Origin of the sequence: Micromonospora sp. NPDC048871, from assembly GCF_043198155.1 — a bacterium.
In the GTDB taxonomy this organism is placed as follows: domain Bacteria; phylum Actinomycetota; class Actinomycetes; order Mycobacteriales; family Micromonosporaceae; genus Micromonospora.
On the sequence record NZ_JBICUM010000004.1, the window covers coordinates 371270 to 396681 of the forward strand.

The window sequence follows — 25412 nt, forward strand, 5'->3', positions numbered from 1 at the left end:
TGACCGGTCGTGAGCTGCACCGTAGCGTCAACGCGATTCACCTCGCACGGACCCGGTCACGCACAGTGACCACCGGGCGAGTGTCGCGGACAGTCGTGACGGACCGCCCCGGCGGTGGTGAATCGGAGCCCGCGCTGTCCTTTCAACCCCCAAAAGGAGCAAAGGTGCCCCTACAGCCCCATCGATCTCGTGGCCGACGTGCCGCAGGAGTGGTGCTCACCACCACCCTCGTCGCGTCGCTGACCACACTCGCCGCCAATCCCGCCTCGGCCGCACCCGAGGAGGCGCCGGCCGGGTCCAACCCGATCTTCCTCACCGGCCCGAACGACGGTGCCGCCGAGGACATCGCCATTCGCTATCTGCGCGGCAACCCCGCCGCGCAGGGGGTGAACGCCGCGGATCTCAGCGACCTGAGCATCCTGTCCAGCTACACCAGCCGGCACAACGGTGTCACCCACGTCAACCTGGCCCAGCGCTACCAGAACCTGGAAGTGTTCGGTGCGGCCGCCACGGTGAACATCGCCAAGGACGGCAGCGTCATCCTGGTCGGCGGCACCCTGGTCTCGGACCTGGCGAAGGGCACCTCCGGCACGGCGGACCTCAACGCCGTCGACGCGGTCGAGGCCGCCGCCGACGCCCTGGACCTGGCTGCGCCGAAGAGCCCCAAGGTCCTCAGCCGGGCCGGTGGCGCGGCGCAGAAGACCGTGGTGTCGGAGAGCGGCATCTCCGACGAGCCGATCCCGGCGAAGCTGGGTTGGCAGCCGACCGAGGACGGGCTGCGCCTGGCCTGGCAGCTGGTCATCGACGACTCCTCGGACTCGCACCTGTGGAACGCCACCATCGACGCGGAGAGCGGCGAGCTGCTCGACGTCGACGACTGGACGACCCAGCACGAGGCCCACGAGGTCGCCGACAACCTGGACGCCCTGGCTCCGGGGCGGGCCACGACGCTGAACAGCGCCGGGTTCCACACCCATGAGCCGGTGCAGGACGGCTCGTCCTACCGGGTGTACGCCGGACCGGCGGAGAGCCCGAACGACGGCCCCCGCACGGTGGTGACCAACCCGGCCGACCGGGTCGCCTCGCCGTACGGCTGGCACGACACCGACGGGGCCCCGGGCGCGGAGTACACCACCACCCAGGGCAACAACGTCCACGCGTACCAGGACACCGACAGCAACAACGCCCCCGACTTCGGCAGCAGCCCGGACGGTGGGCCGAGCCTGACCTTCGACAACCCGGTCGACCTGAACGAGCACGCGCAGAGCTACCGGGACGCGGCGACGGCGAACCTGTTCTACTGGAACAACATCATCCACGACGTCACCCACCGGTACGGGTTCGACGAGGCGTCGGGCAACTTCCAGATGAACAACTACGGCCGTGGCGGCGTGGGCGGCGACTACGTCCGGGCCGAGGCCGCCGACGGCAACGGCACGAACAACGCCAACTTCTCCACCCCGGCCGCCGACGGCGCCGCCCCGCGGATGCAGATGTACCTGTGGCCGGGCAACCAGTTCGGTGCCCAGAACCAGGTCGTCGTGGACGGCGTGGGCTCGTTCGACGCGGGCTGGTCGCGGTTCAGCCCGGCCCCCTCGGTGGCCGGCCTGCCGGGGCACCGTTACGTCTACGGCGGCACCGGCTGCACCACGGCGACCTACCCGGCGACCCTGCCGGGCGGCAACTGGATCGCGGTCGTCGACGGCGGCACCGCGGCCTGCACCTACCTGCTGCGTACCCAGGTCGCCCAGTCCCTCGGTGCCAAGGCCGTCGTGGTGGCGCACAACGCCGCCGGGGCCGCTCCGGTGCTGACCGGGGCCATGACCGGCACGCCGGTCGCCATCCCGGCGGTCGCGGTCACCCAGGCCGACGGCAACGCCATCAAGGCCGCCATCGCCGCCGGTGACGTCACCGGTTCGGTGCGCAAGCACCCGAGCCACCCGGGCATCCGGGACGGTGACTTCGACGCCGGCATCATCATCCACGAGTACGGTCACGGCATCTCCAACCGGCTGACCGGTGGCCCGAACATCAACTGCCTCAGCGGCAACGAGCAGATGGGTGAGGGCTGGAGCGACTACTTCGCGGTCACCATGCTGCTCGACCCGAGCGTGGACACCGCCGACGGGGTGCGCGGCATGGGTCCGTACGCCCTGTTCCAGGACGACCGCAGCGGTGCCGGCATCCGGCCGCGTCCGTACTCGCGGAACATGGACATCCAGCCGTTCACCTACGACAGCATCAAGACCGGTGGCTGGCTCAACGGCACCTCCCTGGCCGCGCCGCACGGCATCGGTCACGGCTGGGCCGCCGTGCTCTGGGACATGACCTGGGACCTGATCGACCGGTACGGGTTCAACCCGAACGTCTACGACTCGTGGAACACCGGCGGTAACAACCTGTCGCTGCAGCTGGTCATGGACGGGCTCAAGATGCAGGGCTGCGGCCCCGGCCTCGTCGCCGGCCGCAACGGCATCATCGCCGCGGACGCCGCCCTCACCGGTGGCGAGAACTCCTGCACCCTGTGGGCGTCCTTCGCCCGCCGGGGCCTGGGTTACAGCGCCGTGCAGGGCACCACCAACCGCAACGACAACACCGAGGCGTTCGACACCCACCCGTCCTGCCGCGGTGACTTCCTCAACCGTTCCGGGATGAACACCGTGAAGGCCGGCTCCGCTGCCCCGATGCAGTTCCAGCTCGCCAGCAACCGGGGCCTGGACATCCTGGCCAGCAACTCGCCGTACTCGCGGCTGGTGGACTGCGACACCCTGCAGACCGTCCACCCCGACGACTCGATCACCCCGCGGCCGACCCCCGTCAAGGCGGTCAACCCCGGAAAGTCGAAGATGTCCGTCAATGCCCACGGTCGGTACAACTACGTGTGGAAGACCGACCCCGCCTGGGCCGGTACCTGCCGGGAGTTCGTGCTGACCCTCGACAACGGATTCCAGTACCGCACCTACTTCAAGTTCATCGGCTGATCCACGGCAACGATCTGAGGTAGAGCCGGAGGGAGCGTCCCGCACGTCGGAACGCTCCCTCCGGTGCGTTCGGCCCCTGCCATCGCGGCTTACCAGGGCCGCGGGGCAGCGCGGCGACAAGCCGCCGTTTCCCGTACAGCGAAGGAGCCTCTGGTGCCCTCATCCCCCCGGAGATCTCGTGGTCGACGCAACGCCGCGCTGGTGTTGTCCACCACCCTCGTCGTGTCCCTGACATCGGTTTCCACACCCGCCGCCGCGGCGCCGGAGGAAGGGACCGGAACCCCTAATCCGATCTTCCTCACCGGCCCGAACGAGGGTGCCCCGGAGGCCCTCGCCGTCAACTACCTGCGGGCCAACCCGGTCCAGCACGGGGTCGGCGCCGCCGACCTCAGCGACCTCGCGGTGGCCTCGATGTACACCAGCCGACACAACGGGGTCACCCATGTGAACCTGGCCCAGCGGCACCAGAACCTGGAGGTGTTCGGGGCCACCGCCACGGTGAACCTGGCCCGGGACGGCAGTGTCGTCTTCGTCGGTGACAGCCTGGTGGCCGACCTGGCCGAGAAGGCCTCCGGCGCGGCCTCGCTGGACGCGGTCGAGGCGGTCGAGGCCGCGGCCGAGGCCCTGGACCTGGCCGATCCCAAGAGCCCACGGGTGATGAGCCGGGCCGGTGGTGCGGCCCAGCGGACCGTGGTCTCCGGCAGCGGCATCTCCGAGCAGCCGATTCCGGCGAAGCTGGGTTGGCAGCCGACCGAGGAGGGGCTGCGGCTGGCCTGGCAGCTGGTCATCGACGACTCCTCGGACCCGCACCTGTGGAACGTGGCCGTCGACGCGCAGACCGGTGAGCTGCTGGACAGCGACGACTGGACCACCCACGACAGTCCTGAGGACCTGGCCGCCACCCTGGGTCGGCCGGAGCAGCAGGCGGCCACCGCCGCCGCGGACATCGAGATCCCGACCGTCCTCCCGCGCAACCAGGTCCTCGACGGGTCCAGCTACCGGGTCTTCGAGTTCCCGAAGAACGACGCCAACGAGGGGCCGCGCAACCTGGTGACCAACCCGGCCGAGGGGACCGCCTCGCCGTACGGTTGGCACGACACCGACGGGGTCCCGGGTCCCGAGTACACCATCACCCGGGGCAACAACGCCCACGCCTACACCGACCGGGACGCCAACAACCAGGTCGACCCGGGCAGCTCCCCGGACGGCGGACCGGGTCTGAACTTCGACTTTCCGGCCGACCTGGACGAGCACCCGCAGACCTACCGGGACGCCGCGGTGGTCAACCAGTTCTACTGGTGCAACGTCGTCCACGACCTCACCTACGGCTACGGATTCGACGAGCCGGCCGGCAACTTCCAGGTCAACAACTACGGCCGTGGCGGGGTCGGCGGCGACGACGTGATGTGCGAGGCGCACGACGGCTCCGGCCAGAACAACGCCAACTTCTCCACCCCGGCGATGGACGGCGGCCGGCCCCGGATGCAGATGTTCCTCTGGCCGGGCAACCAGTTCGGCCTGCCCAACGCGGTGACGGTCGGCTCGGGTGCCGGCGCCGCGACCTACCAGGCGGAGTACGCCCGGTTCACCCCCGCGCCCACCCGCGCCGGCTTCGCCGGTGCCATGGCGCTTGTCGACGACGGTGTCGGCAACACCGGTGACGGCTGCACCGCGTACAGCCTGCCGGCCGGGGCGATCGCCGTGCTCGACCGCAGCAGCAGCTGCAACTACCACACCCAGGTCAGCAACGCCGAGCAGGCCGGGGCGGCCGCCGTGGTGGTGGTCAACAACGTGGCCAGCGCCCCGGTGGTGATGAACGGGTCGATGAACCCGGCGGTCGGCATCCCCGCGGTGATGGTGAGCCAGGCCGACGGCAACGCCATCAAGGCCGCCCTGCCCTCCGCCGGTCGGGTGCACCGCAACCTGGACCGCCCGGCCATGCGGGACGCCTCCTTCCGCGCGGAGACCATCTTCCACGAGTACGGCCACGGGGTCTCCCTGCGGCTGACCGGTGGCCCGACGGTCAACTGCCTGACCGGTAACGAGCAGATGGGCGAGGGCTGGAGCGACTTCCTGGCGATCGTCTCCCTGATCAACCCCTCCCTCGACAACCCCGAGGGCCCGCGTGGCTACGGGCAGTACGCCCTGTTCCAGGACAGCCGCACCGGTGACGGTTTCCGGCCGCGCCCGTACTCCCGCAACATGGAGATCCAGCCCTTCACCTACGACAGCATCAAGACCGGTGGCTGGCTCAACGGCACCTCCCTGGCTGCCCCGCACGGCATCGGTCACGGCTGGGCCGCCGTGCTCTGGGACATGACCTGGGACCTGATCGACCGGCACGGGTTCAACCCGAACGTCTACGACCCGTGGAACACCGGGGGCAACAACCTGGCCCTGCAGCTGGTGATGGACGGGTTGAAGATGCAGGGCTGCGGCCCCGGCTTCGTCACCGGCCGCAACGCCATCATCGCCGCGGACGCTGCCCTGACGGGCGGGGAGAACTCCTGCACCCTGTGGGCCTCCTTCGCCCGCCGTGGGCTGGGCTACAGCGCCGTGCAGGGCACCACCAACCGGGACGACAACAGCGAGGCGTTCGACACCCACCCGTCCTGCCGGGGTGACTTCATCAACCGTTCGGGGATGAACACCGTCAGCGCCGGATCGGCCGTGCCGATGCAGTTCCAGCTGGCCGGCAACCGGGGCCTGGACATCCTGGCCAGCAACTCTCCCTACTCGCGTCTGGTGGACTGCGACACCCTGCAGACCGTGCACCCGGACGGGTCGATCACCCCGCGACCGACCCCGGTCAAGGCGGTCAACCCGGGTAACTCGAAGATGTCCGCCAACGCCAACGGTCGCTACAACTACGTGTGGAAGACCGACCCCGCCTGGGCCGGCACCTGCCGGGAGTTCGTGCTGACCCTCGACAACGGATTCCAGTACCGCACCTACTTCAAGTTCGTCGGCTGACCGTTGGCCGAGAGCCGGGGAGCGTTCCGAGCCGCGGAACGCTCCCCGGTCGGCATCGGTCAGGCGTAGAAGCCGGTCCGTAGCTCGATGCCGTGCTCCAGCCACGCCTTGAGGCAGCAGAGCATGTTCGTCCACCCCTCACAGTTGCCGTACGAGGCACGCTGTCCCTGCGGGGTGGGTCGCCAGCCCTCCTCGGCGATGGTGACCAGGGTGCGGTCGGCGCCCAGCGGCTCGAACTCCATGGTGACGGTCGTCTGGTAGACCCCGGTCGACTCCTCGCCGTCGTCGGCCGCCCAGCGCAGCACGATCCGTCGGTCCTGCTGCACCTCGACCACCTCGACCGGGAAGGCGCCGGGGAAGTCGGCGAAGTCCCAGCTGACGGTGGCCCCGGTGGCCAGCCGTCCCTTGGCTCCCCCGGTGGTGAAGTAGTGGGAGAGCTGCTCCGGGTCGACGACGGCCTCGAAAACCTCATGCACCGGACGGCTGATCCGGCCGGCGATCTTGAACCGCAGGTCCATGCTGATCTCCTCACGCTGACATGTTGTATTTTTATAACATGTCAGACGGTCGCGCCGAGCCCGACAACCCGGACCAGGATCTGGACGAGGTGTTCAAGGCGCTCGCCTCACCGACCCGACGGCGCCTCCTCGACCTGCTCAAGGACCAGGCCCGCACCACCGGCGACCTGTGCGAACGGCTGGCCCCCCTGGACCGGACCACGGTGCTGCAACACCTGCGGGTGCTGGAGGCCGCCGGGCTGGTCATCGCCCAACGCAAGGGGCGCGAACGGTGGAACCACCTGGATCCTCTGCCGATCAAGCGCATCCACGACCGGTGGATCGGGGCGTACGCCAGTGCGGCGGTGGACCGGCTGGCCGCCCTCAGGTCCACCCTGGAGCGACCCACCTCGGGATGACGGTCAGCGCATGGCCCTTGACACTCTGACGTGTCTCCATAAAGATCATTGTCGTGCGAAGCGCCTACCTGACGAAGCGAGGTCACATCGACCTCCTGCGCGTCGCCAGCGCTGCCTGTCGACCCTGCCGCTGACGCCGGGTCATCCCCCCTTCCCGCCCGCAGCGGGCGACTTCCTGCCGTAGGTCTCCGGCCCTATCCGCACGCCCGTGTACGGCAATCGCTTCATCCGACAGGAGAGCTGTCCATCGTGCACACCATGTCCGTACGCCTGGCCACCGCCGGGCTCTCCCTAGCCCTGCTCGGCACGACAGCCTGGGCCGCGCCGGCCAACGCCTCGGCGTTGCCGGCCGTGCCACCGTCCTCACCGAGCATTCACCAGATCACCGGTTACCCCCGGCAGAACGTGCTCCCGGTCTGGCCGGCCAACCCCGCCGACGCCTCCATCCCGATCGGCGTCATCCCCTACCACGACATCGCCCCGAAGCTGAACGCGTTGCAGGCCGCCAGCAACCGGGTCTCCGCCCGGGTGGCCGGCACCTCCAGCGGCGGCCATGACCTGTACGCGGTCGTCGTCACCGCCCCGGAGACCCGGCAGCAGGCCCGCCAGCAGGAGGAGTGGAAGCGCCTCATCGAGGAGGACCCGGTCCGGGCCCGCACCGACCGCAAGCTGCTGGCCGGGTACAAGACCCCGCTGTTCATCAACGCCAACATCCACGGCAACGAGTGGGAGGGCACCGACGCGGCGCTGCGGGTCATCGAGGAGTACGCCACCAGCCGCGACCCCGAGGTGGTCCGGTTGCTGGAGCGCAACCGCCTGATCTTCAACGTGACCGCCAACCCGGACGGCCGGATCGCCGGCACCCGGCCCAACGGCAACGGGTACGACCTCAACCGGGATCTGACCATCGTCTCCCAGCCGGAGACGAACCTGATCCGCGAGCTGATCATCGACACCAAGCCGATCATCACCCTGGATCTGCACGGCTACGTCAACCCGACCCTGCTGCACCCGAGCACCCCGCCGCACAACGTCAACAACGAGTACGACCTGTTCATCAAGCACGCCCTGCCGAACGCCCTCGGCATCGAGGAGGACCTGCGAGCGCTCGGCCACCCCGAGACGCAGCGGGCCCGCATCCCGTTCCGGGACGACGCGCCGGGGGTCTGGGACGACTTCCCGCCGATCTACGTGCCGTCCTTCGCGTTGTTGCAGAGCAGCATCCCGTACACCATCGAGGCGCCGCTGAACCCGCGCGGGGCCAACCTGACCCCGCAGGAGCGGGTGCGGCGCTCCGGCATCAACACCGACGTGCACGAGGTGGCGATCAAGTCCTCGCTGCGCTACATCCAGGACCACCGCAACCAACTGATCTTCGACCAGGCGGAGGTCTACCGGCGCGGCTGGGCCGGTGAGCCGTTGCGGGACATCCCGGACGGCTTCGTGCCGGGCTGGGGCCCGGAGGACAACTACCAGACGGTCTTCCCCCGGGGGTACGTGATCCCGACCGGCGCCGGGCAGCGCTCCGAGCCGGCCGCCGCACGCCTGGTGGACCTGCTGATCGGCAGCGGTGGCCGGGTGTGGCGGGCCAAGCACCCCTTCCGGGCCGCCGGCAAGAGCTACCCGGCCGGCTCGTACGTCATCGACCTGCACCAACCCAAGCGGGGCCTGGTCAACTCCCTGCTGGAACCGGGCATCGATCTGACCGACCGGGTGGACGACCTCTACGCCGGTCCGGCGGCCTGGAGCCACGGGCTGACCTGGGGTGCCACCGTCGACACCCTGTGGGACGCCAAGCTGCCCAAGGTGCAGCTGACCCGGGTGTACGACGGGGTGGCCAGCGGCACCCTGCCGCCGGCCAACACCGACGTGCGGCTCGACATCCAGGACGCCGCCGACCTGCTGGTGGTCAACTCGCTGATCCGCAAGGGCCTGCGGGTGCACCGGCTGGCCGACGGGTCCGTGGTGGTGCAGACCAGCCCGGGCAGCCGCAGGCTGCTTCAGGAGGCGGTCCGCACCCACGGGGTCACCTTCGAGCGGGCTCCGGCCCGCTGGCGGGGCACCCCGGTCAAGGAGATCGTCGTCGGCTACCTGGGTGGCGTGGAGGCCCGCGACACCCTGGCCGCCCTGGGCTTCGCCACCCGGGCGGTCACCGCCGCGACCCTCGCCGACACCCTCACCGGGGAGGTCGACGTGCTGCTGGTGGCGAGCAACCTCAACGTGGCCGGCCTGACCCCGGTCAACCGGGCGGCGTTGGACGCCTTCCTGGCCCGCGGCGGCGGGGTGGTCGGCCTCGGTACCGCCGGGGCGAGCTTCGGCAACGCGACCGCGCTGCTCAGCGTCACCGCCACCGCCGGGCCGTCGCTGGCCAGCGGGGTGGTCAACGTGGTGAACCGGGGTGGCCCGGTCACCGCCGAGGCCAGCGCGTACAGCTTCATCAGTCAGCCGGTCTGGTTCACCAACCTGGGCCCGGGGGTCAGCGTGGAGCAGTCGTACGCGGCGGACCCCCTGCTGGCCGGCTGGTGGGCGAGGACCGGGGCCAACGGGCAGGCCGCCGCCGCTGACCAGGCCAGCATCGTGCGCAGCGTCAGCGCCGGCGGCAACGGGGTGGTGCTCTTCGGCACCAACCCGACCTTCCGGCTGCACCCTAAGGGGCTGCACCCGCAGCTGGGTCGGGCTCTGCTGTGGGCCGCCCAACCGTGAGTTGAGCGATCCGGGCCCCGGCGATCCCGCCGGGGCCCGGGTCGTAGCCCGGCCTGGGGACAAGGGCCGAACGGCCTGGTCAGCGGGGGTGCGGGGCGGAGACCATGAGGGCATGACGGGCCGCAGACCGGACGCCAGGTGTCCGCTTCGCCCCGATCAGCCGTGCACTTTGTGCCAGTTGGAGGTCACCGGCCCACAGGACTGCCCGCTGGTCTACCTGGTGGTGACCGACGAGGAGTTGTGGGCGGGCATCCGAGAGGCGGCCCGCATGCATCGGCCGAGCTGATCGGGGTCCCTGCCGTGCGGCGGTGACCGACCGACGGGCCCGACCGGTGGCCGGGCCCGTCGGGGTGGTGCGGGTCATTGCAGGGAGACGTCGTCCAGGTAGAAGCCCTCGGTGCCGGAGGCCGTCTCGACATAGAAGCGGGCCTGGGTCAGGGTGCCGCTCCACGACACGGTGGCCGTACCGGTGAGCTGGGTCCAGCCGTTGGCGTTGACTGTCGCCGCCGGGGTCAGCTGCACGTAGTTCGTGGTGCCGTTGGCGGTCAACGCCAGGGTGGGCCGGACCGAGGGGGTGCCGCTCTGCGAACGCACCCAGACGGTCGTGGTGTACGTCCGCCCGTTGGTCAGCGCCGAGGTCACCTCCTGGCTGGGGCCGTTCCAGGAGCCGGTGCGCCCGCTGTGCAGCAGGGACCGCGACCCACTCCGGACGACGTTGGTGGCCGACGACAGGGTGCCGCTGCCGAACACCGACCAGCCGGTCGTGCCGTTCTCCATGGTGCCGTTGGTCAGCAGGTTTCCACCGGTGGCCGAGCCGCCGGTGAACCGCCAGTTGTTGATGTTCAACAGGTAGCCGCTGCCGCCGGTGAACCGCAGGTACAGGTCACGGGTGCCGGTGGCACCGCTGACGGCGCACGAGGTGTTGGTCCAGGTCTGCCAGCCGCCGGTGCCGGGGACCGCGCAGGTGCCGACCAGGGGGCCGGTGGCGCTGTCCAGGCGCAGTTCGATGTTGCCGCCGCTGGACCCGGAGGCCACCCGGGCGGTGAAGGAGGAGGCCCCGGTGCCGAAGGCGACACCCCGGACCCGGATCCAGTCGCCGTTCTCGATCCAGCCGACGTTCACCCCGCCCTCGCTGGAGGCCTCGGTCTCGATGCCGTTGCCCCAGTTGATGGTCTCGGCCTCCTGGGTGACGTACGGGTTCAGGGTGCCGATCTGCGGCGCACCACCGGTGGTCATGTTCATCAGCGGGATCGACCCGTCGGCGTTGTAGGTGAAGCGTTCCACCGCCACCGAGCGGGTGTAGCCGCTGCCGCCGGGCAGGGCACCGTTGTGGTAGAAGAAGTACGAATTTCCGGCGTAGTCGATGATCCCCGGGTGGTTGGTGAAGCTGGCCCCCTGCCGGGGCATGACCGTCCCCCGGTAGGTCCAGGGTCCGGTGGGGCCGGGTGCGGTGGAGTAGGCGATGAACTCGCTGCAACACTCGGCCGCGAAGATGTTGTAGTAGACCCCGTTGCGCTTGTAGACCCAGGGACCCTCCTCGTACAGGGTGGGGCGGCTGGAGTTGCCGGTGCGGGTGCCGAACCCGGCCGTGGTCAGGGGGATCTGGGTCGGGCTGCCGGAGAAGGAGATCATGTCCTGGTTGAGCCGGACGTACCACAGGTTCGGGTTGCCCCAGTAGAGGTAGGCCTGCCCGTTGTCGTCGATGAAGGCGTGCGGGTCGATCTCCCCGTTGCCGGTGAGCGGACGGCCCAGGGCGTCCCGGAACGGCCCGGTGGGTGAGTTCGACACCCCCACCCCGATGACCATCTGCCCGTTCGACCGTTGCCGCACCGGCACGTACCAGTAGAACTGGCCGTTGCGTTCGATGACGTGCCCGGCCCAGGCGTTTGCGTCCGCCCAGGCGAAGGTGCTCAGGCTCATCGGCACCCCGTGGTCGGTCCAGTTCGACATGTCCGTGGTGGAGAAGACCCGCCACTCCCGCATGGTGAAGTAGGTCGAGGCGTCCTCGTCGCGGCCGGTGTAGACGTAGAGCCGACCGTTGTGCACCAGGGGTGCCGGGTCGGCGGTGTAGACGTGCTGGACGATGGGGTTGTCCGCCTTCGCCGGGGCGGCGAAGAAGGTCACGAGCATCAGGGGTACGGCCAGCCAGGCGAGCCGACGCCGACCTCTTGCGCCGGGCAGCAGCGAGGGTACGGGTTTCACCATGGGCTCCTGAGGGTGGTGGTGGGCTTCGGGTTCACCTGGCCGGTCCGGGACGGGACCGCGGTGGCCGGGAACCGCTAAGGCCATCGGGATTGGTAGATGTTAGCGCCAACATCAAGTGCTTCTCGGCTCCCACTAGCCGCTTGTGACGCTAACATGTGAGCGATCACACAACAAGAAGTTCATCGATTCCTGCAAGGCTGGCCCGCGGTCCCCGGTGGGTGGCGGGTGAGGGCGCCGGTCACCCGGGCGGATACGGTGGCAGGCATGGCGGCGGTACGGGTGTCGGTGTGGCCCATCTGACCTGGCACGGGCACAGCACGGTGTGGCTGGAGGATTCCGGCGTGCGGCTGCTCACCGACCCCCTGCTGCGGGACCGGCTGGCCCACCTGCGGCGCAGACGCGGCCCCACCCCCCGACTGTCCGGGACCCCGGACGCCGTACTCGTGTCGCACCTGCACGCCGACCACCTGGACTTCGCCTCGCTACGCCGGCTGCCCACCCGGACCCCGCTGGTGGTGCCGGCCGGCGCCGCACCCCTGGTCCGCCGCAGGCTGGGCCCGGCCGCGGGCGACTGCATCGAACTGGCCCCCGGCCGGCAGACCACCATCGGCCCGGTCACCGTCCACGCCGTACCGGCGGTCCACCCCGCCGGTCGGGGCCCCTGGTCCCGGCAGCAGGCACCCGCCATCGGCTACCTGGTCGAGGGCGGGACCCGCACCTGGTTCGCCGGGGACACCGGCCTGCACGACCAGATGGCCGACCTGGGGCCGGTCGACCTGGCGTTGATTCCGGTCGGCGGCTGGGGTCCCACCCTCGGGCCCGGCCACCTGGACCCGCAGGGCGCGGCCGAGGCGGTACGCCGGGCCGCCGCGGCCTGGGCGGTGCCCATCCACTACGGCACCTTCTGGCCCGTCGGGTGTGAACGGATCCGTCCGGACCGGTTCTTCGATCCCGGGGAGGACTTCGCCCGGCACACCTCGACCATCGCCCCCGGCACCCGGGTGCGGGTGCTGCACCCGGGTCAGTCCGTCACCGTGCCGCAGCGATGACCGCCACCCTCGGCGCGCTGGCCTGGCTGGCGGTGGTGGTGCTGTTCGGGGCCGTCGTCCCGGTGGTGCCGACCGGCGCGGCGGTCAGCGGTGCCGCCGCCCTGGCCGCGTACCAGGATCCGCTGATCGTGCTGCTCGTGGTGCTGGCCGGGGCGATCGGGGCCTACCTCGGTGACCTGGCGGTCTACCTGGCCCTGTGCTGGGGCGGGGAGCGCATCGCCCGGCGGCTGCGCTGGCTGCGCGGCCCGCAGCGACTGGACCGGGTCTCCGCCCGGGTACGCGAGGCCGGGGTATCACTGTTCCTGGTGTCCCGGCTGATCCCCGGCGGCCGGTTGCCGGTGCTGCTGGCCGCGGCGGTCTCCGGAGTGACCTGGCGTCGTTTCGCCGTGCTCAACCTGCCGGCCAGTCTGCTGTGGTCGGCCCTGTACGCCGCCATCGGGGTGCTGGGCCGGGCCGTCTTCCCGGAACCCTGGCAGAGCGTGATCGCCGCGATCGTGCTCGTGCTGCTGGTCAGCCAGGTACTGGGCTGGTGGGGACGGCGTCGGCCGATGCCGGTGCAGCCACCGGCGACGCCGTAGCCGGCACCCGCCTCGGCCGGTGCACCCGGTCGGCGGAACCCGGGGTGGCCAGTTCCTCCGACGGCTCGGCCGGGTCCGGAGCACGCAGGTCCAGGCGGTGCAGCCACCGCAGCAGTTGGTGGTGCACCGCCTCCGGCCCGGCCAGGTCACCCTCCTGCGGCCAGTCGGCGGGATGGATGAGCAGCGCCTCGTTCTGCCATCCGCCCAGCCCGCCATGGCTGCCGACCAGTTCCTCGAAGGCCGGCACCTCCTCCAGACCGGGCTCCACGGCGCTGATCACCACCAGGTCACCGACGTGCGCCATCCGCTGGTGGCGCAGCAGGTCCTGGCGGGCTCGCGGCCCGTACGGTGCCAGCGGGTCCTCCCCCTCGACCTGGCCGTCGCGCAGCCGGTGCACCCCCCGCGCCCCGATGGCCAACGGACCGGCGGCCGAGTCGACCACGACCAGCCCGATGCCGGGGTGTGCGGCCAGGCCGTCGATCAGCCCGGGGGCCAGGGTGTCGACCCGGTCGCGGGTCAGCCGCCCCGGATGACGGGCCAGGTAGATCATCGCCAGGTTGCCGGAGGCCACCACCACGGTCTCCGGCTCGGAATCCTCCACCGCCGGCACGGGTTCGGTGCGCCCTGCCGCCGGCACCGGCTCGGTGCGTTCGGCCGCCCGCATCGGCTCGGTGCGCCCTGCCGCCCGCATCGGCTCGGTGCGTTCGGCCGCCGACCAGACCGCCACCCGGGTCGCCGTGGCGGTCATCCCGCTGCGGCCGGTCACCTCGGTCAGCAGCCGGTCTACCCGCTCCCACGTCTCGGGGCGTCCCGCCTGCTCCTCGTCGGTGGGCTCCGGCAGGACCGCCTGGGTGGCGGTCAGTCGCCGGACCAACTGGGTCAGCGACTCGCCGTAGCGCTGGCGGAAGGTGGCACCCTGACTCTGCCCGTGGTCACTGAGCACCACGACGTGGTAGCGCCGGGACCCGTCGGCGGCCAGTCGTTGCAGGATGCCCAGGGTGTGATCCAGCGCCTCCAGGGCCGCCATCGCCTCCGGCCGGGCCGGCCCGGCATGGTGGGCCACCTCGTCGTAGTCGACGAAGTCGCAGAAGACCACGGGGGCACCGCGGGCCATCTGCTCGGCGATGAGCGCCACGTTGAGGTCGTTGAGCAGATTGGCCAGGGGCCGCAGGGCCAGATAGGCCCCCCGCCGGTCGGCCCTGGGCTGCACCCCCCGCACCCGCCGCCGTCGGGCCCCGTGCACATCCCGCAACACCTGACCGGCACCGAGCACCAAGGCCCGGGCGAAGCCGTACGGGCTGGTCATGAAGGCCGCATAGCCCGGGGTGGAGCGCCCCGGCAGCCCGGCGCGGCTGATGGTGAACAGGCTGGTGGGAGCGTCACCGGAGAAGGCGGTGCTGATGCTGACCCCGCCGTCGCGCAGCAGACCCCGACCGGTGGAGACCCGCCGCTCGACCTCGGCCGCGTCCCGGGGACGGCTGGTGACCACGAGCCGACCCGGTGCGCCGTCGGCGCCGGCCTTCTCGTACCAGCGGTAGGCCGGCACCTGGTTGACCTCGCCGTACAGCAGGCCGGCCTGGGCGGCCGGGGTGGTGGCCGGCAGCCCGGTGTGCCAGCGGGTCATCCGGTGACTGCCCGAACGCAGCCAGCGGCCGATGGTGGGCAGGTTGCCCGCGCGCACCGCCCACTGCACCACCGGGGTGGCCACCCCGTCGAGCTGGATGATCAACAACCCCTCGGCCGGTTCGGCCACCTCGGTGGTTCCGGTGGTCGCGACCGTACGCCGGCGCCACCGTCGCCAGTGCGGGCGGCCGTCCGCGCTTCGGCGGACCCGACCCATCAACCGCAGCATCTCACTGACGAACGAGTCGTCCGTGCCGGCGTCGGCCAGCCAGTTCACCAGCGCGGCGAGCGCCACCGCCAGCCAGGCGGCGGCGAAGGCCACCGGGAACCCGGCCACCTGGGCCTCCGGGGCCAGCCGCAGCGCCACGTACATCACGACGGCCTGCACCCCCACCCCGATGCCCAGGGCACCCAGTCCACCGAGGGCGGTGGCCAGCGCCAGCAGCAGGGGTCGTAGCACCGCGCCGACCGCGGTGACCAGACCGACCAGCCACAGCAGGCCCACCAGGCCGGTGGTGTTCACCCCGGGCAACAGCCAGAATGTCGCGCTGAGCACCACGAACGAGGTCGTCATGCTGCGCAGCAGCGCCCGCATCCGGGCGAGGGTCGGCCGGTGGTAGTCCCGCAGCAACCGCAGGCCGAGCCGAACGGTCTCGGGTCGGGCCTGTCCGGCTGCCACCTGCGGTTCCATTCCGTCACCATGCCACAGCCGAACCACCAAGATCCAAAATGCGGGTCCGGTGGGTGGCTGCCCGGACACCCCCGAGGCCAGGTTCAACGGCGCGGGCACCGCGACTGAGCGGGAGCAACGTCAGGGCGCAGGCGGCAGCCTCAACGGGGCAGGCGGTGGCCTGGTCTGGACGGAGGCGTGGGTCAGCCGGTGCGCTCCTCGATCTCGGCTAGGAGGGATTCCGGGGCGCGCATCCGCCAGGCGTCCGTGACCAGTTCGGCGAGGCGGTCGGCGTCCACCCGCGCCAGTCGCAGCATGACCAGGGGTAACCCCTCGTAGCCGCCGGTGGTGAAGAACTTGTCCGGTTCCCCCAGCAGCAGCGCCTGCTTCTCGGCCTCGTCGCCGACGTACAGCACGGCGATGTCGGTGCGGATGACGCGGGGCTTGCCGGGTCGACGCTCGGGATACGACCAGACGAAGCCCTTGTCGGCCACCCGGAAGTCGAAGCCCTTGCTCTCGATCTCCACCACCTGGGGCAACGCCAGCGCCAGTCGCCGTACGTCCTCGGCGTCAGCCATGGGGGCCGCCACCGGACACTGCCTGCTGCATACCGCCCAGGCTAGTGGGCGGGTCGGACATCCCGACGCCGGTCGCGGGCTGATCGACTCCGTTACGCCGAAACGGCGGTTTCCCGCCGCTGCCCACCCCGCCGTTTCGGCGTCATGGCGGCGGGCCTCACCGAGCCGACAGGGCCTTCTCCAGCTGGGCCTTCGACATCTGGGAGCGGCCTCGGATGCCGCGTTGGCGGGCCTCGTTGTAGAGCTGTTCCCTGGTGCGCCCCTGCGCCCCGCGGTGCGACCGCTTGCCGCCCCGGTGGCCGGAGGAGACGTCGTCGAGCGACGATCGGCTGACGGTACGCGACTCGCCGGCGCGGGCCCGTTCCTTGTTGACCGTACGCGCGGCGATCTCCTCGGCGCGGCGCTCCCCCACCCCGCGCTTCTTGGCGCTGGCCTTGATGTGTTCGTACTGCCGTTCCCGCTTGGGACTCGATCCTGCTGGCATCGCTTCCTCCCGCGACCTGGGACGTTGTCCTCTCGGGGCAGACATGCCCCGGCCCGGCGGGGCCAAACATATCGACAGTCGACGCCTCGACCGGGAGAGGGCCACACAAGCGTCAGCTGTGATTCGTAGGGAAACACCGGATTCGGCGCGGGCCTGCTCCGGCATAGCGTCACAAGATGCTGAGCAATCCGTTCGCCGGCCGGGTCGACGCGGCCGTCATCCGTCGTGGATCAGCCGGTGCACTGGCCCTGATCTGTGCCGTCGTGCTGACCGCCGGATGCAGCGGGGTCAAGCTGCCGGGTGGCGGCGGGGCGGCCGACGACCGGTACGGGTACGCCCCGAAGCCGGACGACTCCGTGGTCTACCAGCCGGACGTGGTGCTCGTCGAGGGCGGTGGCAAGGTCATCCGCTCGGTCAGCGACGACGGGTTCACCTATGTCATCGACGGGGACGCGCCGGGAGCGGAGGACCTGGAGCCCGGCAAGATCATGTTTGCCACCAGTCAGGCGGTCGGCCGGGTGGTACGGGTCCAGAAGTCCGGCGGGGACCGGGCGGTCACCCTGGCTCCGGTGCAGTTGACCGAGGTGATCCGGGACGCGGACCTCACCATCGACCAACCGCTGGATCTGACCACGCAGCAGTTCAGTGCGCTACCCGACCTGCTCGGTGAGGTGGTCGAGCAGGAGGCACCGGCCACCCCCGTGCTGCCCGACCCGGCGCAGGCCACCGGCCTGGGCGGCAACGCCATCGGCCTGGGCGGCAACGCCATCGGCCTGGGCGGGAACGCCATCGGCCTGGGCGGGAACGCCATCGGCCTGGGCGGGAACACCATCGGCCCAGGCGGGAGCGCACTCGGCTCAGGGAGCGGCGCTAGCGGCCTGGGCGCGGACCCCGCCGGACTGTCCGACCTGCACCTGGCCGTACCCCCGATCGTCCTCGGGCCGGCGCGGGCCCCGGGCGGGGCGGGTGCGGCCCACAGCATGGAACGGAAGATCGGCGGGTGGGGGGTCACCGCGTACGCGGGCCGGACCAAGGTGGGCCTGACCGCTCAGCACAGTACGGCGGCCTCCGGCCTCAAGGTCGACTTCGACATCCAGTTGCTGCTCGACAACCTGCGGCTGTCCGGCAAGGTGAAGGTGACCAACGGGGTGATCCCCCACCCCCGGTTCCGCATCGACGGGGTGCAGGGCCTGGCCATCACGATCGCGGCCGGGGCCCAGGGCGGGTTGAGCGACAACAAGAAGGCGCGGATCGAGCTGCCGATCGAGCTGAGCCAGCCGATCATCATCGGTGGCTTCCCGGCCACCCTCAAGCAGACCTTCAAGTTCCTGGTCCAGACGGCCTTCACCGCCAAGAACGGCAACATCTCGGGTACCGGCCGGTGGGGACTGACCGGCCCGATCGGGTACGAGGGGGGCTCGGTGCTGACCCCGACCTTCTCCGTGCAGGAGAGCATCATGCAGTCCCTGCGCGGGGTGTCGGTGGGTGTCGAGGCGATCGTGGTGGCCGCGGAGTTCCGCTTCGGTCTGATGCTCGGCCTGCCGGTGGCCGGCGCGGGCCCCTTCGTCGGCGTGGTGGCCTCCCTGGGGTTGACCAACGGTTCGGCGGCCGGGCGGGTGGGTCTGCCCCTGGCCGGGCCGGCGGTGAAGTGTCGGGGTACCACCCTGGTGGTGACCGCCCGGGCCGGTGAGGGCCTGAACGTCTCCCAACCCCTGGCCAAGGCGATCGAGATCGTGCTGGGGGTGCCGATCCCGAAGGAGGCGACCCTGATCAGCAAGGACATCATCAACCGCACAGTCGTGGAGCCGGACGTACCCCTGTGTCGGGACTGACCCGGACCACCAAGGGCTCCGGCCCGGCGGGGAGACCGCCGGGCCGGAGCTTGTGGTGCTGTTGACAGGTACCGGGTCAGCGCTTGTGCACGCCGCCGGTGACCTTGCTCTTGTGGACGTGGCAGTGCTTGTGGTCCATGTCCTCGGTCTTGACCTTGCCCTTGACGGTGCTCTCCACGATCGACACCACCGAGGCCTTCTTCGCGTCGATGGAACCGTTCACCGTCGAGTTGAAGATGATCAGGCCAGCGCCTTCCTTGACCTTGATCGAGCCGTTCACGCTCGCCCCGTCCATGCAGGTGATGCCGGACTTGACCTCCAGCTTGCCCTTCTTCTGCTTACCGGTCAGCACCTTGGTGCAGGCCGGGTAGCTGGGCTGGGTCTGGACGTTGAGCTCCTCGAAGGCGATCGCCCGCGCGTTGTTGGTACGCGGGTCGTCCAACTTGAGGACGTCGAAGCCCTTCTGGATGTCGTTCGAGTAGATGTAGCCGTTGTGCCAGTACGCCGACCAGGAGCCACCCAGGATGCGAGTGGTGTCCGACAGCGGGCCCCGCTCCCAGTAGGCGAGCTCGACCGGGTTGGCGGAGTCGGTGAAGTCGATCACCGAGATGCCGCCCTGGTACCAGGCCTGGACCATGACGTCGCGGCCCATCACCGGGATCAGCGAGCCGTTGTGGGCCACGCAGTTCTCGGTGTTGCTGTTCTCCCGCGGGATCTTGAAGTAGCTCGCGAAGACCAGGCGACGGTCGGCGCCGGAGCCGACGATGTCGTAGAACGCGTTCGCGCCCTGGTTGGTCCGGTAGGCCGAGGTGCAGATCGCGCCGCTGCCGCCGCCGAGCTCGTCGGTGAACATCACCTTGGTGCCGGCGTTGTTGAAGGTGGCCGAGTGCCAGAACGCGAAGTTCGTGTCCTGGACCTGGCTCAGCACCACCGGGTTCTCCCGGTCGGAGATGTCCATCAGCACACCGTCACCCATGCAGGCGCCGGCCGCGAGGTCCAGCTCCGGGTAGGCGGTGATGTCGTGGCAACCGCTGGTGCGGGCGCCGCCGCCGTCCGGGAAGAGCACCGGAGTGGACACCACGGAGGCGCTGGTCGGGTTCGCCAGCGGAACCTTGATGATCGAGATCTTGTCGTGCGGCGTCTTGCAGTACGCCGCCGTCGCCGACGGGCTGTACGACTGGACGTAGACGTAGAGGTCCGTCGCCTTGACCGTCTTGGCCTTCTTGCCCTTGCCGACGACCTTGTCCTTGCCGGGGACCAGCGTCAGCGTGTGCGAACCGCAGTCGGTGCGGACCGACTTGATGTACCGCGGGTTCGCCTTGTCGCTGACGTCGAAGATCCGCACACCTTCCCAGTGGTCCGGGTTGGCCACCGAGCCGGCACCGCTGTTGCACGAGTCGTCGCTGCGGGCCGAGTCGACCGCGAAGAACAGCAGGTTACCGAAGACCGACGGGTCACCCTGGCCGCCGGGGCAGATGACCTGGCTGACCACCTGCGGCGAAGCCGGGTTGCTGACGTCGTAGACGTTGAACCCGTTGTAGTTGCCGGCGAACACGTGGTCGCCCTGGAAGGCCAGGTCGCTGTTGTACGAGGACTCGGCGGCGAGGCCGCCGAACTTCGGCACGTTGGCGATCTGGGTGAGGTTGGCGCTGCTGACGATCTCGTCAACGCCCGGGATCACGTTCGCGGCGGCGCTTGCCGGCGCCGCCGCGACCGTGCTGAGGAGGAGGGCGCCAGTGGCGGCGAGGCCGAGGACGGCCCTCCGCTTCCCTCGCGCAGTCGGTTGTGACATGTAGTTACACCCTTCGTCGTGGGTGAAATTGGGGGTAGCGGGACGATAACCTGCGGCACCGAGAATTTTTGTGATTTGGGCCACAGTAGACCGGACACCATGATCACGATTAGGCAACACCGGGAGCACGAACAACCGCAGGAACGACTAATGACGCCTTTTTCTCGCCACCAACCCCTGCTGTCATATCCGCAGGTCGCGTTACGATCCCGGCCAGGCTAGGTCCACCGCGGGAGGCAAGTCGTGCAAGGCGTACGGATAGGCAAGGTTCTCCGCCAGTCGCGGGCGGTCGTCCTCATCGAACTGGCGGTACTGGCGGTGGCCGTCGTCGGGGCGGCGGTGCTGTTCCTGCTGCCGGACGACAGGTCGGAGCCGGCGGCGACCGCCAGCCCCTCGCAGTCGACCGAGTCCCCCGGCCTGCCGGACTCCACCGCACCGGTGTTGATGCCCGGCCGTCCCGGTGAGGCGGCCCGGACGGCGCCGGCGAACGAGGTGTCGGCCCTGCCCCGGGACCCGCACAACAACGCCGACGTCCGATTCATGACGATGATGATCCCGCACCACGAGCAGGCCCTGGTGATGGCCCGACTGGTCGCCGAACGGGCCGAGAACGAGAAGCTCGAGCGCATGGCGGAACGGATGCTGGCGGCCCAGGAACCCGAGATCAAGTACATGGAGACCTGGCTGGCCGAACGCGGTCTGAACCGCAACTCCGGCGGCGACCACCGCCACACCATGTCCGGCATGCAGACGGCGGAGGCGCTGAACCGTCTGACCGCCGCTCGCGGGGCGGAGTTCGACCGGATGTTCGTGACCATGATGACCGAGCATCACGAGGGCGCGATCAAGATGGCCGAGGAGGTGCTCGTGCTCGGCTCCGATCGCCTCGTCAACGAGCTGGCCAGCAGCGTGATCGTGGAGCAGAACGTCGAGATCAACCGGATGCGCGAGGCACTGGCGGGCAGCTGACCCTCCGTGCCGCACCGGTCGCGCTCGTCGGGATCGGTGAAGGTGTCGGGGGTGGCCGATAGCGTGCGGCTGACACCGACGAGAGGGGCCTGTGATGGCCGAGCCCACCCTGTCCGCCGAGCGCGCCGACCTGCTGGAGACCCTGCAACTGCACCGGTTCTTCCTGCGGAACACCACGCGTGACCTGACCGACGAGCAGATCGGCCTGCGCAGCACCGTCAGCGAGTTGTGCCTGGGCGGGCTGATCAAGCATGTCGCCGGCACCGAGCGGAACTGGGTGAACTTCATCCAGGCCGGGCCGACCGCGTTGCCTGACGCCGGTGACCCGGCCAGTCTCGAGCAGTACGCGAAGATGTTCCAGATGTCGCCGGGCGAGACCCTGGCCGGCGTGCTCGCGACCTACGACGAGGCCGCCAAGCAGACCGACGACCTGATCCGCACCCTGCCGGATCTGGATTTCAGCCAGCCGCTGCCCGATGCGCCGTGGTTCACCCCCGGGGCCCGCTGGTCCGCCCGTCGGGTGCTGCTGCACCTCATCGCCGAGACCGCCCAGCACGCCGGTCACGCCGACATCATCCGCGAGGCCATCGACGGCGCCAAGACCATGGGCTGATCCTCTGCCAGCGCGACGACTGTCGGATTCCGATCAGGACACCGGTTGAGCGATGACAGGTCCGGCGGATCATCGCCTGGCATACTCGGCCGGGCCAGGTCGGGCCGAAGATGGTGGTGGGGTGCAGTTCCGGGTGCTGGGGCCGCCGGAGGTGGTCCGGGACGGGCAGGTGGTGCCGCTCGGTGGGCCGAAACAGCGGGCGTTGCTGGTGCTGCTGCTGCTTCGGCCGAACCGGTTCGTCGCCACCGACTGGCTGGTCGACGCCCTGTGGGACGGCCGGCCCCCGCCCAGTGCCGAGATCACCCTACGCACCCACGTAGCCGGACTGCGGCGGGCGGTGGAGCCGCACCGCTCCCCCGGCGAGGCGGCCCGGGTCCTGTGTAGCCAGCCGAAGGGCTACCAGCTGCGGGTGGAACCGGACGACATCGACGCCGTCCGGTTCCGACGACTGGTGGACCGGGCGGCCGACCGGCTGAGCGCCGGGGCACCCGCGGTCGCCGAACGCGACTACCTCGACGCCCTGCGGCTGTGGCGGGGCGAGCCGATGACCGGGGTCGCCGAGTTGACCGTGGTGCGTCCCGAGGCGGCGCGGCTGACCGAGCTGCGGCTCATCGCCGAGGAGGGCCGGTTCACCGCGGCCGTCGCCGCCGGTCGGCACGGCGCCGTCCTCGCCGAGCTGCGCCAGTTCGTGGCCGACCACCCGGTACGCGAAGCCGCCCGCGCCCAGTTGATGCTGGCGCTGTACCGGGCCGGGCGGCAGACCGAGGCGCTGGCCGCCTACGACGAGGGGCGTCGGATCCTGGCCGAGGAGTACGGCATCGATCCGGGGGTGCAGCTACGTGAGCTGCACGCCGCGATCCTGGACCAGGCGGTCGAGCCGGCCGCCGGCCGACCGGTCCTCCCCCGCACCGGCACCGGCACCGGCACCGGCACCGGCGATCAGACTGCCGCGCTGTCCGCCTCGGACACCCCCGACGCCCACCACCTGCCGAGGACCTCCGGCGCACACCACCTGCCGGAGACCCCCGGGGCCCACCTCGCGCCCAGGACCCCCGACACCCACCTCGGGCCGAGGGCCCCCGGTGACCCTGTGGGGCCGCTGGTGGGTCGGGGCGCGGAGCTGACCCGGTTGGTGGCGGCGCTGACCGCGGCTACCCGCGAGCATGGCCGCACCGCCGTGCTGGTCGGCGAGCCGGGCATCGGCAAGACCAGCCTGGCCACCAGGGTCACCGCCCTGGCCCAGGCCGAGGGGGTGGCGGTGGTGTGGGGGCGCTGTCCCGATCTCGGGCAGGCGCCGCCGTTCTGGCTGTGGCGGCAGGTGGTGCGGGCCCTGGTGGCCATGCCGCAGGTCGGGACCAGCGGATCGGTACCCGGCCTGGAGGGGTTCGCCGTCGGGCCGGCCCACGATCCGACCCGCCAGGTGTCCCCCGATCCGGCGGCCCGGTTCCAGGCGTACGAGGCGGTGGCGGAACTGGTCCGCGCGGCGGCCGAGCCGGCCGGGCTGCTCGTGGTGCTGGACGACCTGCACGCCGCCGACCCGGATTCCCTGCTGCTGCTGCGGTTCCTCGTCCCGGCCCTGGCCGGTGCCCGCGCGCTGGTCCTGGCCACCCTGCGGCCGTACGACCATGACCCGGCGCTGGTGGCCACGGTGGCGGAACTGGCCCGCGGACCGGGATTCGACCAACTGCGGCTGACCGGGCTGGCGGCGGAGGCGGTGGCCGACCTGGTGCGGCAGCGCACCGGGGCCGCACCGGCCGAGCCGGTGCTGGCGCGGCTGGTCAACCGGACCGGCGGCAACCCCTTCTTCATCACCGAACTGCTGCGGGCCGACCCGGCCGGCACGGACCTGCCACCGAGCATCCGGGACACCGTCCGGCTGCGCCTGGGCCGGCTGCCCGCCCCGGCCCGCGACTGCCTGGCCCTGCTGGGGGTGGCCGGGCGCGATCTGGATGCCACCACGATGGCCGAGGTCCTCGGGAGGCCGGCCGAGGAGATCACCGAGGCGCTGAGCGCGGCCTACACCGCCGAGTTGGTGACCGAGGCCGAGCCCGGCGCGGTGTGGTTCCGGCACCCCCTGTTCGCCGAGGTCGCCTACGGGCAGTTGCCCCCGCCCCGGCGGGCCACCCTGCACGCCCGGTTGGCGCAGGCGTACGAGCGCTGCGGGGTCGTCGGCCCGGCCGAGCTGGCACACCACTACGGGCGGGCGGTCGGTCTCGGTCACGAGGAGGAGCATCTGCGGTGGACCCTGGCCGCGGCCGACGACGCCACCCGCCGGTTCGCCTACGAGGACGCCCTGGGTCATCTGGACCGGGCGGCGCAGCGGCTGGCCCGGGTCGCCGCCTCCCCGGCGGCGGCCCGCACCGAACTCGAGGTGCAACTGCACCGGGCCGCCCTGCTCCAGATGACGGTGGGTGTGGGTGCCGACGCCGTCGACCAGGTCTGTGCCCGGGCTCGTGACCTGCTGGCCCTGGTCGACCCGCAGACCGATGTGCGGCCGGCCCTGTGGGCGCTGGGTGAGCTGGCCGCCAACCAGGCCGACTACGCCGGTGCCGCCGAGCTGGCCGAGCGGCTGGCCGAGGGCGACGGTACGGAGCTGACGGTCGCGGCCGGTGAGTACCTGCTCGGTGTGGTCGGCTACTTCACCGGGCGGCTGGAGGTGGCCGAGGATCGGCTCACCGCCGCTATCGACCGGCTTCGGGGGGTCGACACCCGGCAGCTCGGCCGGCAGGTGGGTCGGCTGCCGGTGCTGGCCGCCCACAACTTCCGGGCCCTGGTCCGGTCCCTGCGCGGTGACCCGGTGGCCGCCCGCCGGGACATCCGCGACGCCGAGCTGCTAGCCGAGCAGACGGACGACCTGTACGGCCGGGCCAACGCCGCCTTGTTCGCCGCCTGGATGGGGCTTCAGGAGCGGGAGGTGCCGACCGTGCGGGCCGCCGCCGACCGATGCCGGGAGATCGGCGCGGCCCACGGTATGCCGCACTTCGTGGCCACCGGTGAGTTCTTCCTGGAGTGGGCCGCCGCCCGCGACGGCGCCCCCGAGCGGCTGGCCGCGATGCGGGCCGCCGCGGAGGGCATCTACCGTCCCGGGCTGCGCGCCACCCGCACGGTCACCTACGGCGGGATGGCGGAGGCGTACCTGGCCGCCGGTGACCGCGACACCGCGGCGGAGCTGGCGCGGGAGGGCCTGACCGTGGCCGACCGGCTCGGTGAGACCGTGTTCGCCGCCGAACTGCACCGGGTACGCGGTCTGGCCCGCGAGGATCCGGCCGCGCTGGCCACCGGCGCCCGGCTCGCCGCAGAGCAGGGCGCCGGCCTGCTGCTCGCCCGCTTCCCACCGCCGCTCAACGGTTTCTCCACGGCCGGTCCCTGACCACCTCCACATCATCTCCACGGGCCTTCCACCCCCGGTTGCTGTGCTGACCCGGTCAGATCCACGCCCGGAGCGT

Annotated in this window: 17 protein-coding genes and 1 pseudogene; 12 read left to right on the forward strand and 6 right to left on the reverse strand. The window is 71.0% G+C overall.

Going from position 1 to position 25412, the window contains the following annotated elements; translation table 11 throughout:
• The first annotated feature begins 164 nt into the window (after positions 1 to 164).
• Together ACGFIK_RS13155 and ACGFIK_RS13160 are read left to right on the forward strand one after the other, a co-directional pair.
• A complete protein-coding gene (locus tag ACGFIK_RS13155; protein WP_327026253.1) occupies positions 165 to 2981 on the forward strand; it encodes a M36 family metallopeptidase in 2817 nt (938 codons plus the stop codon).
• A gap of 153 nt (positions 2982 to 3134) precedes the next feature.
• Complete coding sequence (locus tag ACGFIK_RS13160) at positions 3135 to 5954, forward strand: M36 family metallopeptidase (protein ID WP_327026254.1); 2820 nt, start codon at positions 3135 to 3137, stop codon at positions 5952 to 5954.
• 59 nt (positions 5955 to 6013) lie between these two features.
• On the opposite strand, the gene ACGFIK_RS13165 is transcribed toward ACGFIK_RS13160, so the two are convergent.
• Positions 6014 to 6472 (reverse strand): SRPBCC family protein, encoded by a 459-nt coding sequence (locus tag ACGFIK_RS13165; RefSeq protein WP_327026255.1) that lies wholly within the window; start codon positions 6470 to 6472, stop codon positions 6014 to 6016.
• A 38-nt stretch (positions 6473 to 6510) separates the two neighbouring features.
• Here ACGFIK_RS13165 and ACGFIK_RS13170 point away from each other — a divergent pair, with 38 nt between their 5' ends.
• From ACGFIK_RS13170 to ACGFIK_RS13185, 4 genes are all read left to right on the forward strand, one after another.
• On the forward strand, positions 6511 to 6870 hold the full coding sequence (locus ACGFIK_RS13170; protein WP_327026256.1) for a metalloregulator ArsR/SmtB family transcription factor: 360 nt from the start codon (positions 6511 to 6513) through the stop codon (positions 6868 to 6870).
• A gap of 53 nt (positions 6871 to 6923) precedes the next feature.
• On the forward strand, positions 6924 to 7004 hold the full coding sequence (locus ACGFIK_RS13175) for a putative leader peptide (RefSeq protein ID WP_350697899.1): 81 nt from the start codon (positions 6924 to 6926) through the stop codon (positions 7002 to 7004).
• Between the two features lie 124 nt (positions 7005 to 7128).
• Entirely contained in the window at positions 7129 to 9573 is a 2445-nt protein-coding gene (locus ACGFIK_RS13180; RefSeq protein WP_327026257.1) for a M14 family zinc carboxypeptidase, read from the forward strand.
• A 112-nt stretch (positions 9574 to 9685) separates the two neighbouring features.
• A complete protein-coding gene (locus ACGFIK_RS13185) occupies positions 9686 to 9859 on the forward strand; it encodes a DUF6767 domain-containing protein (protein ID WP_327026258.1) in 174 nt (57 codons plus the stop codon).
• 74 nt (positions 9860 to 9933) lie between these two features.
• Here ACGFIK_RS13185 and ACGFIK_RS13190 read toward each other — a convergent pair whose 3' ends face one another.
• Entirely contained in the window at positions 9934 to 11703 is a 1770-nt protein-coding gene (locus tag ACGFIK_RS13190) for a family 43 glycosylhydrolase (RefSeq protein ID WP_327027137.1), read from the reverse strand.
• Between the two features lie 362 nt (positions 11704 to 12065).
• Between ACGFIK_RS13190 and ACGFIK_RS13195 the strand changes: the two genes are divergently transcribed.
• Both ACGFIK_RS13195 and ACGFIK_RS13200 read left to right on the forward strand, forming a co-directional pair.
• Positions 12066 to 12827 carry an MBL fold metallo-hydrolase gene (locus ACGFIK_RS13195; protein ID WP_327026259.1) on the forward strand — a complete coding sequence of 254 codons (762 nt, stop codon included), beginning with the start codon at positions 12066 to 12068 and terminating at the stop codon, positions 12825 to 12827.
• Positions 12824 to 13405, forward strand: a complete 582-nt coding sequence (locus ACGFIK_RS13200; protein WP_327026260.1) for a VTT domain-containing protein — start codon at positions 12824 to 12826, stop codon at positions 13403 to 13405. Before ACGFIK_RS13195 ends, ACGFIK_RS13200 begins: the two co-directional genes overlap by 4 nt.
• Here ACGFIK_RS13200 and ACGFIK_RS13205 read toward each other — a convergent pair.
• The 3 genes from ACGFIK_RS13205 to ACGFIK_RS13215 all read right to left on the reverse strand — a co-directional run bounded on the left by ACGFIK_RS13205 (position 13338) and on the right by ACGFIK_RS13215 (position 16760).
• Positions 13338 to 15719 carry an alkaline phosphatase family protein gene (locus ACGFIK_RS13205; RefSeq protein WP_327026261.1) on the reverse strand — a complete coding sequence of 794 codons (2382 nt, stop codon included), beginning with the start codon at positions 15717 to 15719 and terminating at the stop codon, positions 13338 to 13340. The two genes, ACGFIK_RS13200 and ACGFIK_RS13205, sit on opposite strands and share 68 nt — an antisense overlap.
• A gap of 182 nt (positions 15720 to 15901) precedes the next feature.
• On the reverse strand, positions 15902 to 16276 hold the full coding sequence (locus ACGFIK_RS13210; RefSeq protein WP_327026262.1) for an MmcQ/YjbR family DNA-binding protein: 375 nt from the start codon (positions 16274 to 16276) through the stop codon (positions 15902 to 15904).
• A gap of 157 nt (positions 16277 to 16433) precedes the next feature.
• Entirely contained in the window at positions 16434 to 16760 is a 327-nt protein-coding gene (locus ACGFIK_RS13215; RefSeq protein ID WP_327026263.1) for a plasmid stabilization protein, read from the reverse strand.
• Between the two features lie 176 nt (positions 16761 to 16936).
• Here ACGFIK_RS13215 and ACGFIK_RS13220 point away from each other — a divergent pair, with 176 nt between their 5' ends.
• Positions 16937 to 18592: a hypothetical protein gene (locus ACGFIK_RS13220; RefSeq protein ID WP_327026264.1), complete on the forward strand. Its 1656-nt coding sequence runs from the start codon at positions 16937 to 16939 to the stop codon at positions 18590 to 18592.
• A gap of 376 nt (positions 18593 to 18968) precedes the next feature.
• On the opposite strand, the pseudogene ACGFIK_RS13225 reads toward ACGFIK_RS13220, so the two are convergent.
• A pseudogene (locus tag ACGFIK_RS13225) lies at positions 18969 to 20384 on the reverse strand (LVIVD repeat-containing protein); the annotation flags it as partial.
• Positions 20385 to 20627: 243 nt separating this feature from the next.
• Between ACGFIK_RS13225 and ACGFIK_RS13230 the strand changes: the two are divergent.
• From ACGFIK_RS13230 to ACGFIK_RS13240, 3 genes are all read left to right on the forward strand, one after another.
• A complete protein-coding gene (locus tag ACGFIK_RS13230) occupies positions 20628 to 21353 on the forward strand; it encodes a DUF305 domain-containing protein (RefSeq protein WP_327026265.1) in 726 nt (241 codons plus the stop codon).
• A gap of 94 nt (positions 21354 to 21447) precedes the next feature.
• Positions 21448 to 21966: a DinB family protein gene (locus ACGFIK_RS13235; RefSeq protein ID WP_327026266.1), complete on the forward strand. Its 519-nt coding sequence runs from the start codon at positions 21448 to 21450 to the stop codon at positions 21964 to 21966.
• A 121-nt stretch (positions 21967 to 22087) separates the two neighbouring features.
• On the forward strand, positions 22088 to 25336 hold the full coding sequence (locus tag ACGFIK_RS13240) for a BTAD domain-containing putative transcriptional regulator (protein ID WP_393339360.1): 3249 nt from the start codon (positions 22088 to 22090) through the stop codon (positions 25334 to 25336).
• The last annotated feature ends 76 nt before the right edge of the window (positions 25337 to 25412 follow it).

What these genes read in the sequence shown, in the direction of transcription:
- ACGFIK_RS13165 (WP_327026255.1), bottom strand. Translation starts at nt 6,472, where the DNA reads ATGGACCTGCGGTTCAAGATCGCCGGCCGGATCAGCCGTCCGGTGCAT.
- ACGFIK_RS13170 (WP_327026256.1), top strand. Translation starts at nt 6,511, where the DNA reads ATGTCAGACGGTCGCGCCGAGCCCGACAACCCGGACCAGGATCTGGAC.
- ACGFIK_RS13180 (WP_327026257.1), top strand. Translation starts at nt 7,129, where the DNA reads ATGTCCGTACGCCTGGCCACCGCCGGGCTCTCCCTAGCCCTGCTCGGC.
- ACGFIK_RS13185 (WP_327026258.1), top strand. Translation starts at nt 9,686, where the DNA reads ATGACGGGCCGCAGACCGGACGCCAGGTGTCCGCTTCGCCCCGATCAG.
- ACGFIK_RS13190 (WP_327027137.1), bottom strand. Translation starts at nt 11,703, where the DNA reads ATGCTCGTGACCTTCTTCGCCGCCCCGGCGAAGGCGGACAACCCCATC.
- ACGFIK_RS13200 (WP_327026260.1), top strand. Translation starts at nt 12,824, where the DNA reads ATGACCGCCACCCTCGGCGCGCTGGCCTGGCTGGCGGTGGTGGTGCTG.
- ACGFIK_RS13205 (WP_327026261.1), bottom strand. Translation starts at nt 15,719, where the DNA reads ATGGAACCGCAGGTGGCAGCCGGACAGGCCCGACCCGAGACCGTTCGG.
- ACGFIK_RS13210 (WP_327026262.1), bottom strand. Translation starts at nt 16,276, where the DNA reads ATGGCTGACGCCGAGGACGTACGGCGACTGGCGCTGGCGTTGCCCCAG.
- ACGFIK_RS13215 (WP_327026263.1), bottom strand. Translation starts at nt 16,760, where the DNA reads ATGCCAGCAGGATCGAGTCCCAAGCGGGAACGGCAGTACGAACACATC.
- ACGFIK_RS13220 (WP_327026264.1), top strand. Translation starts at nt 16,937, where the DNA reads ATGCTGAGCAATCCGTTCGCCGGCCGGGTCGACGCGGCCGTCATCCGT.
- ACGFIK_RS13235 (WP_327026266.1), top strand. Translation starts at nt 21,448, where the DNA reads ATGGCCGAGCCCACCCTGTCCGCCGAGCGCGCCGACCTGCTGGAGACC.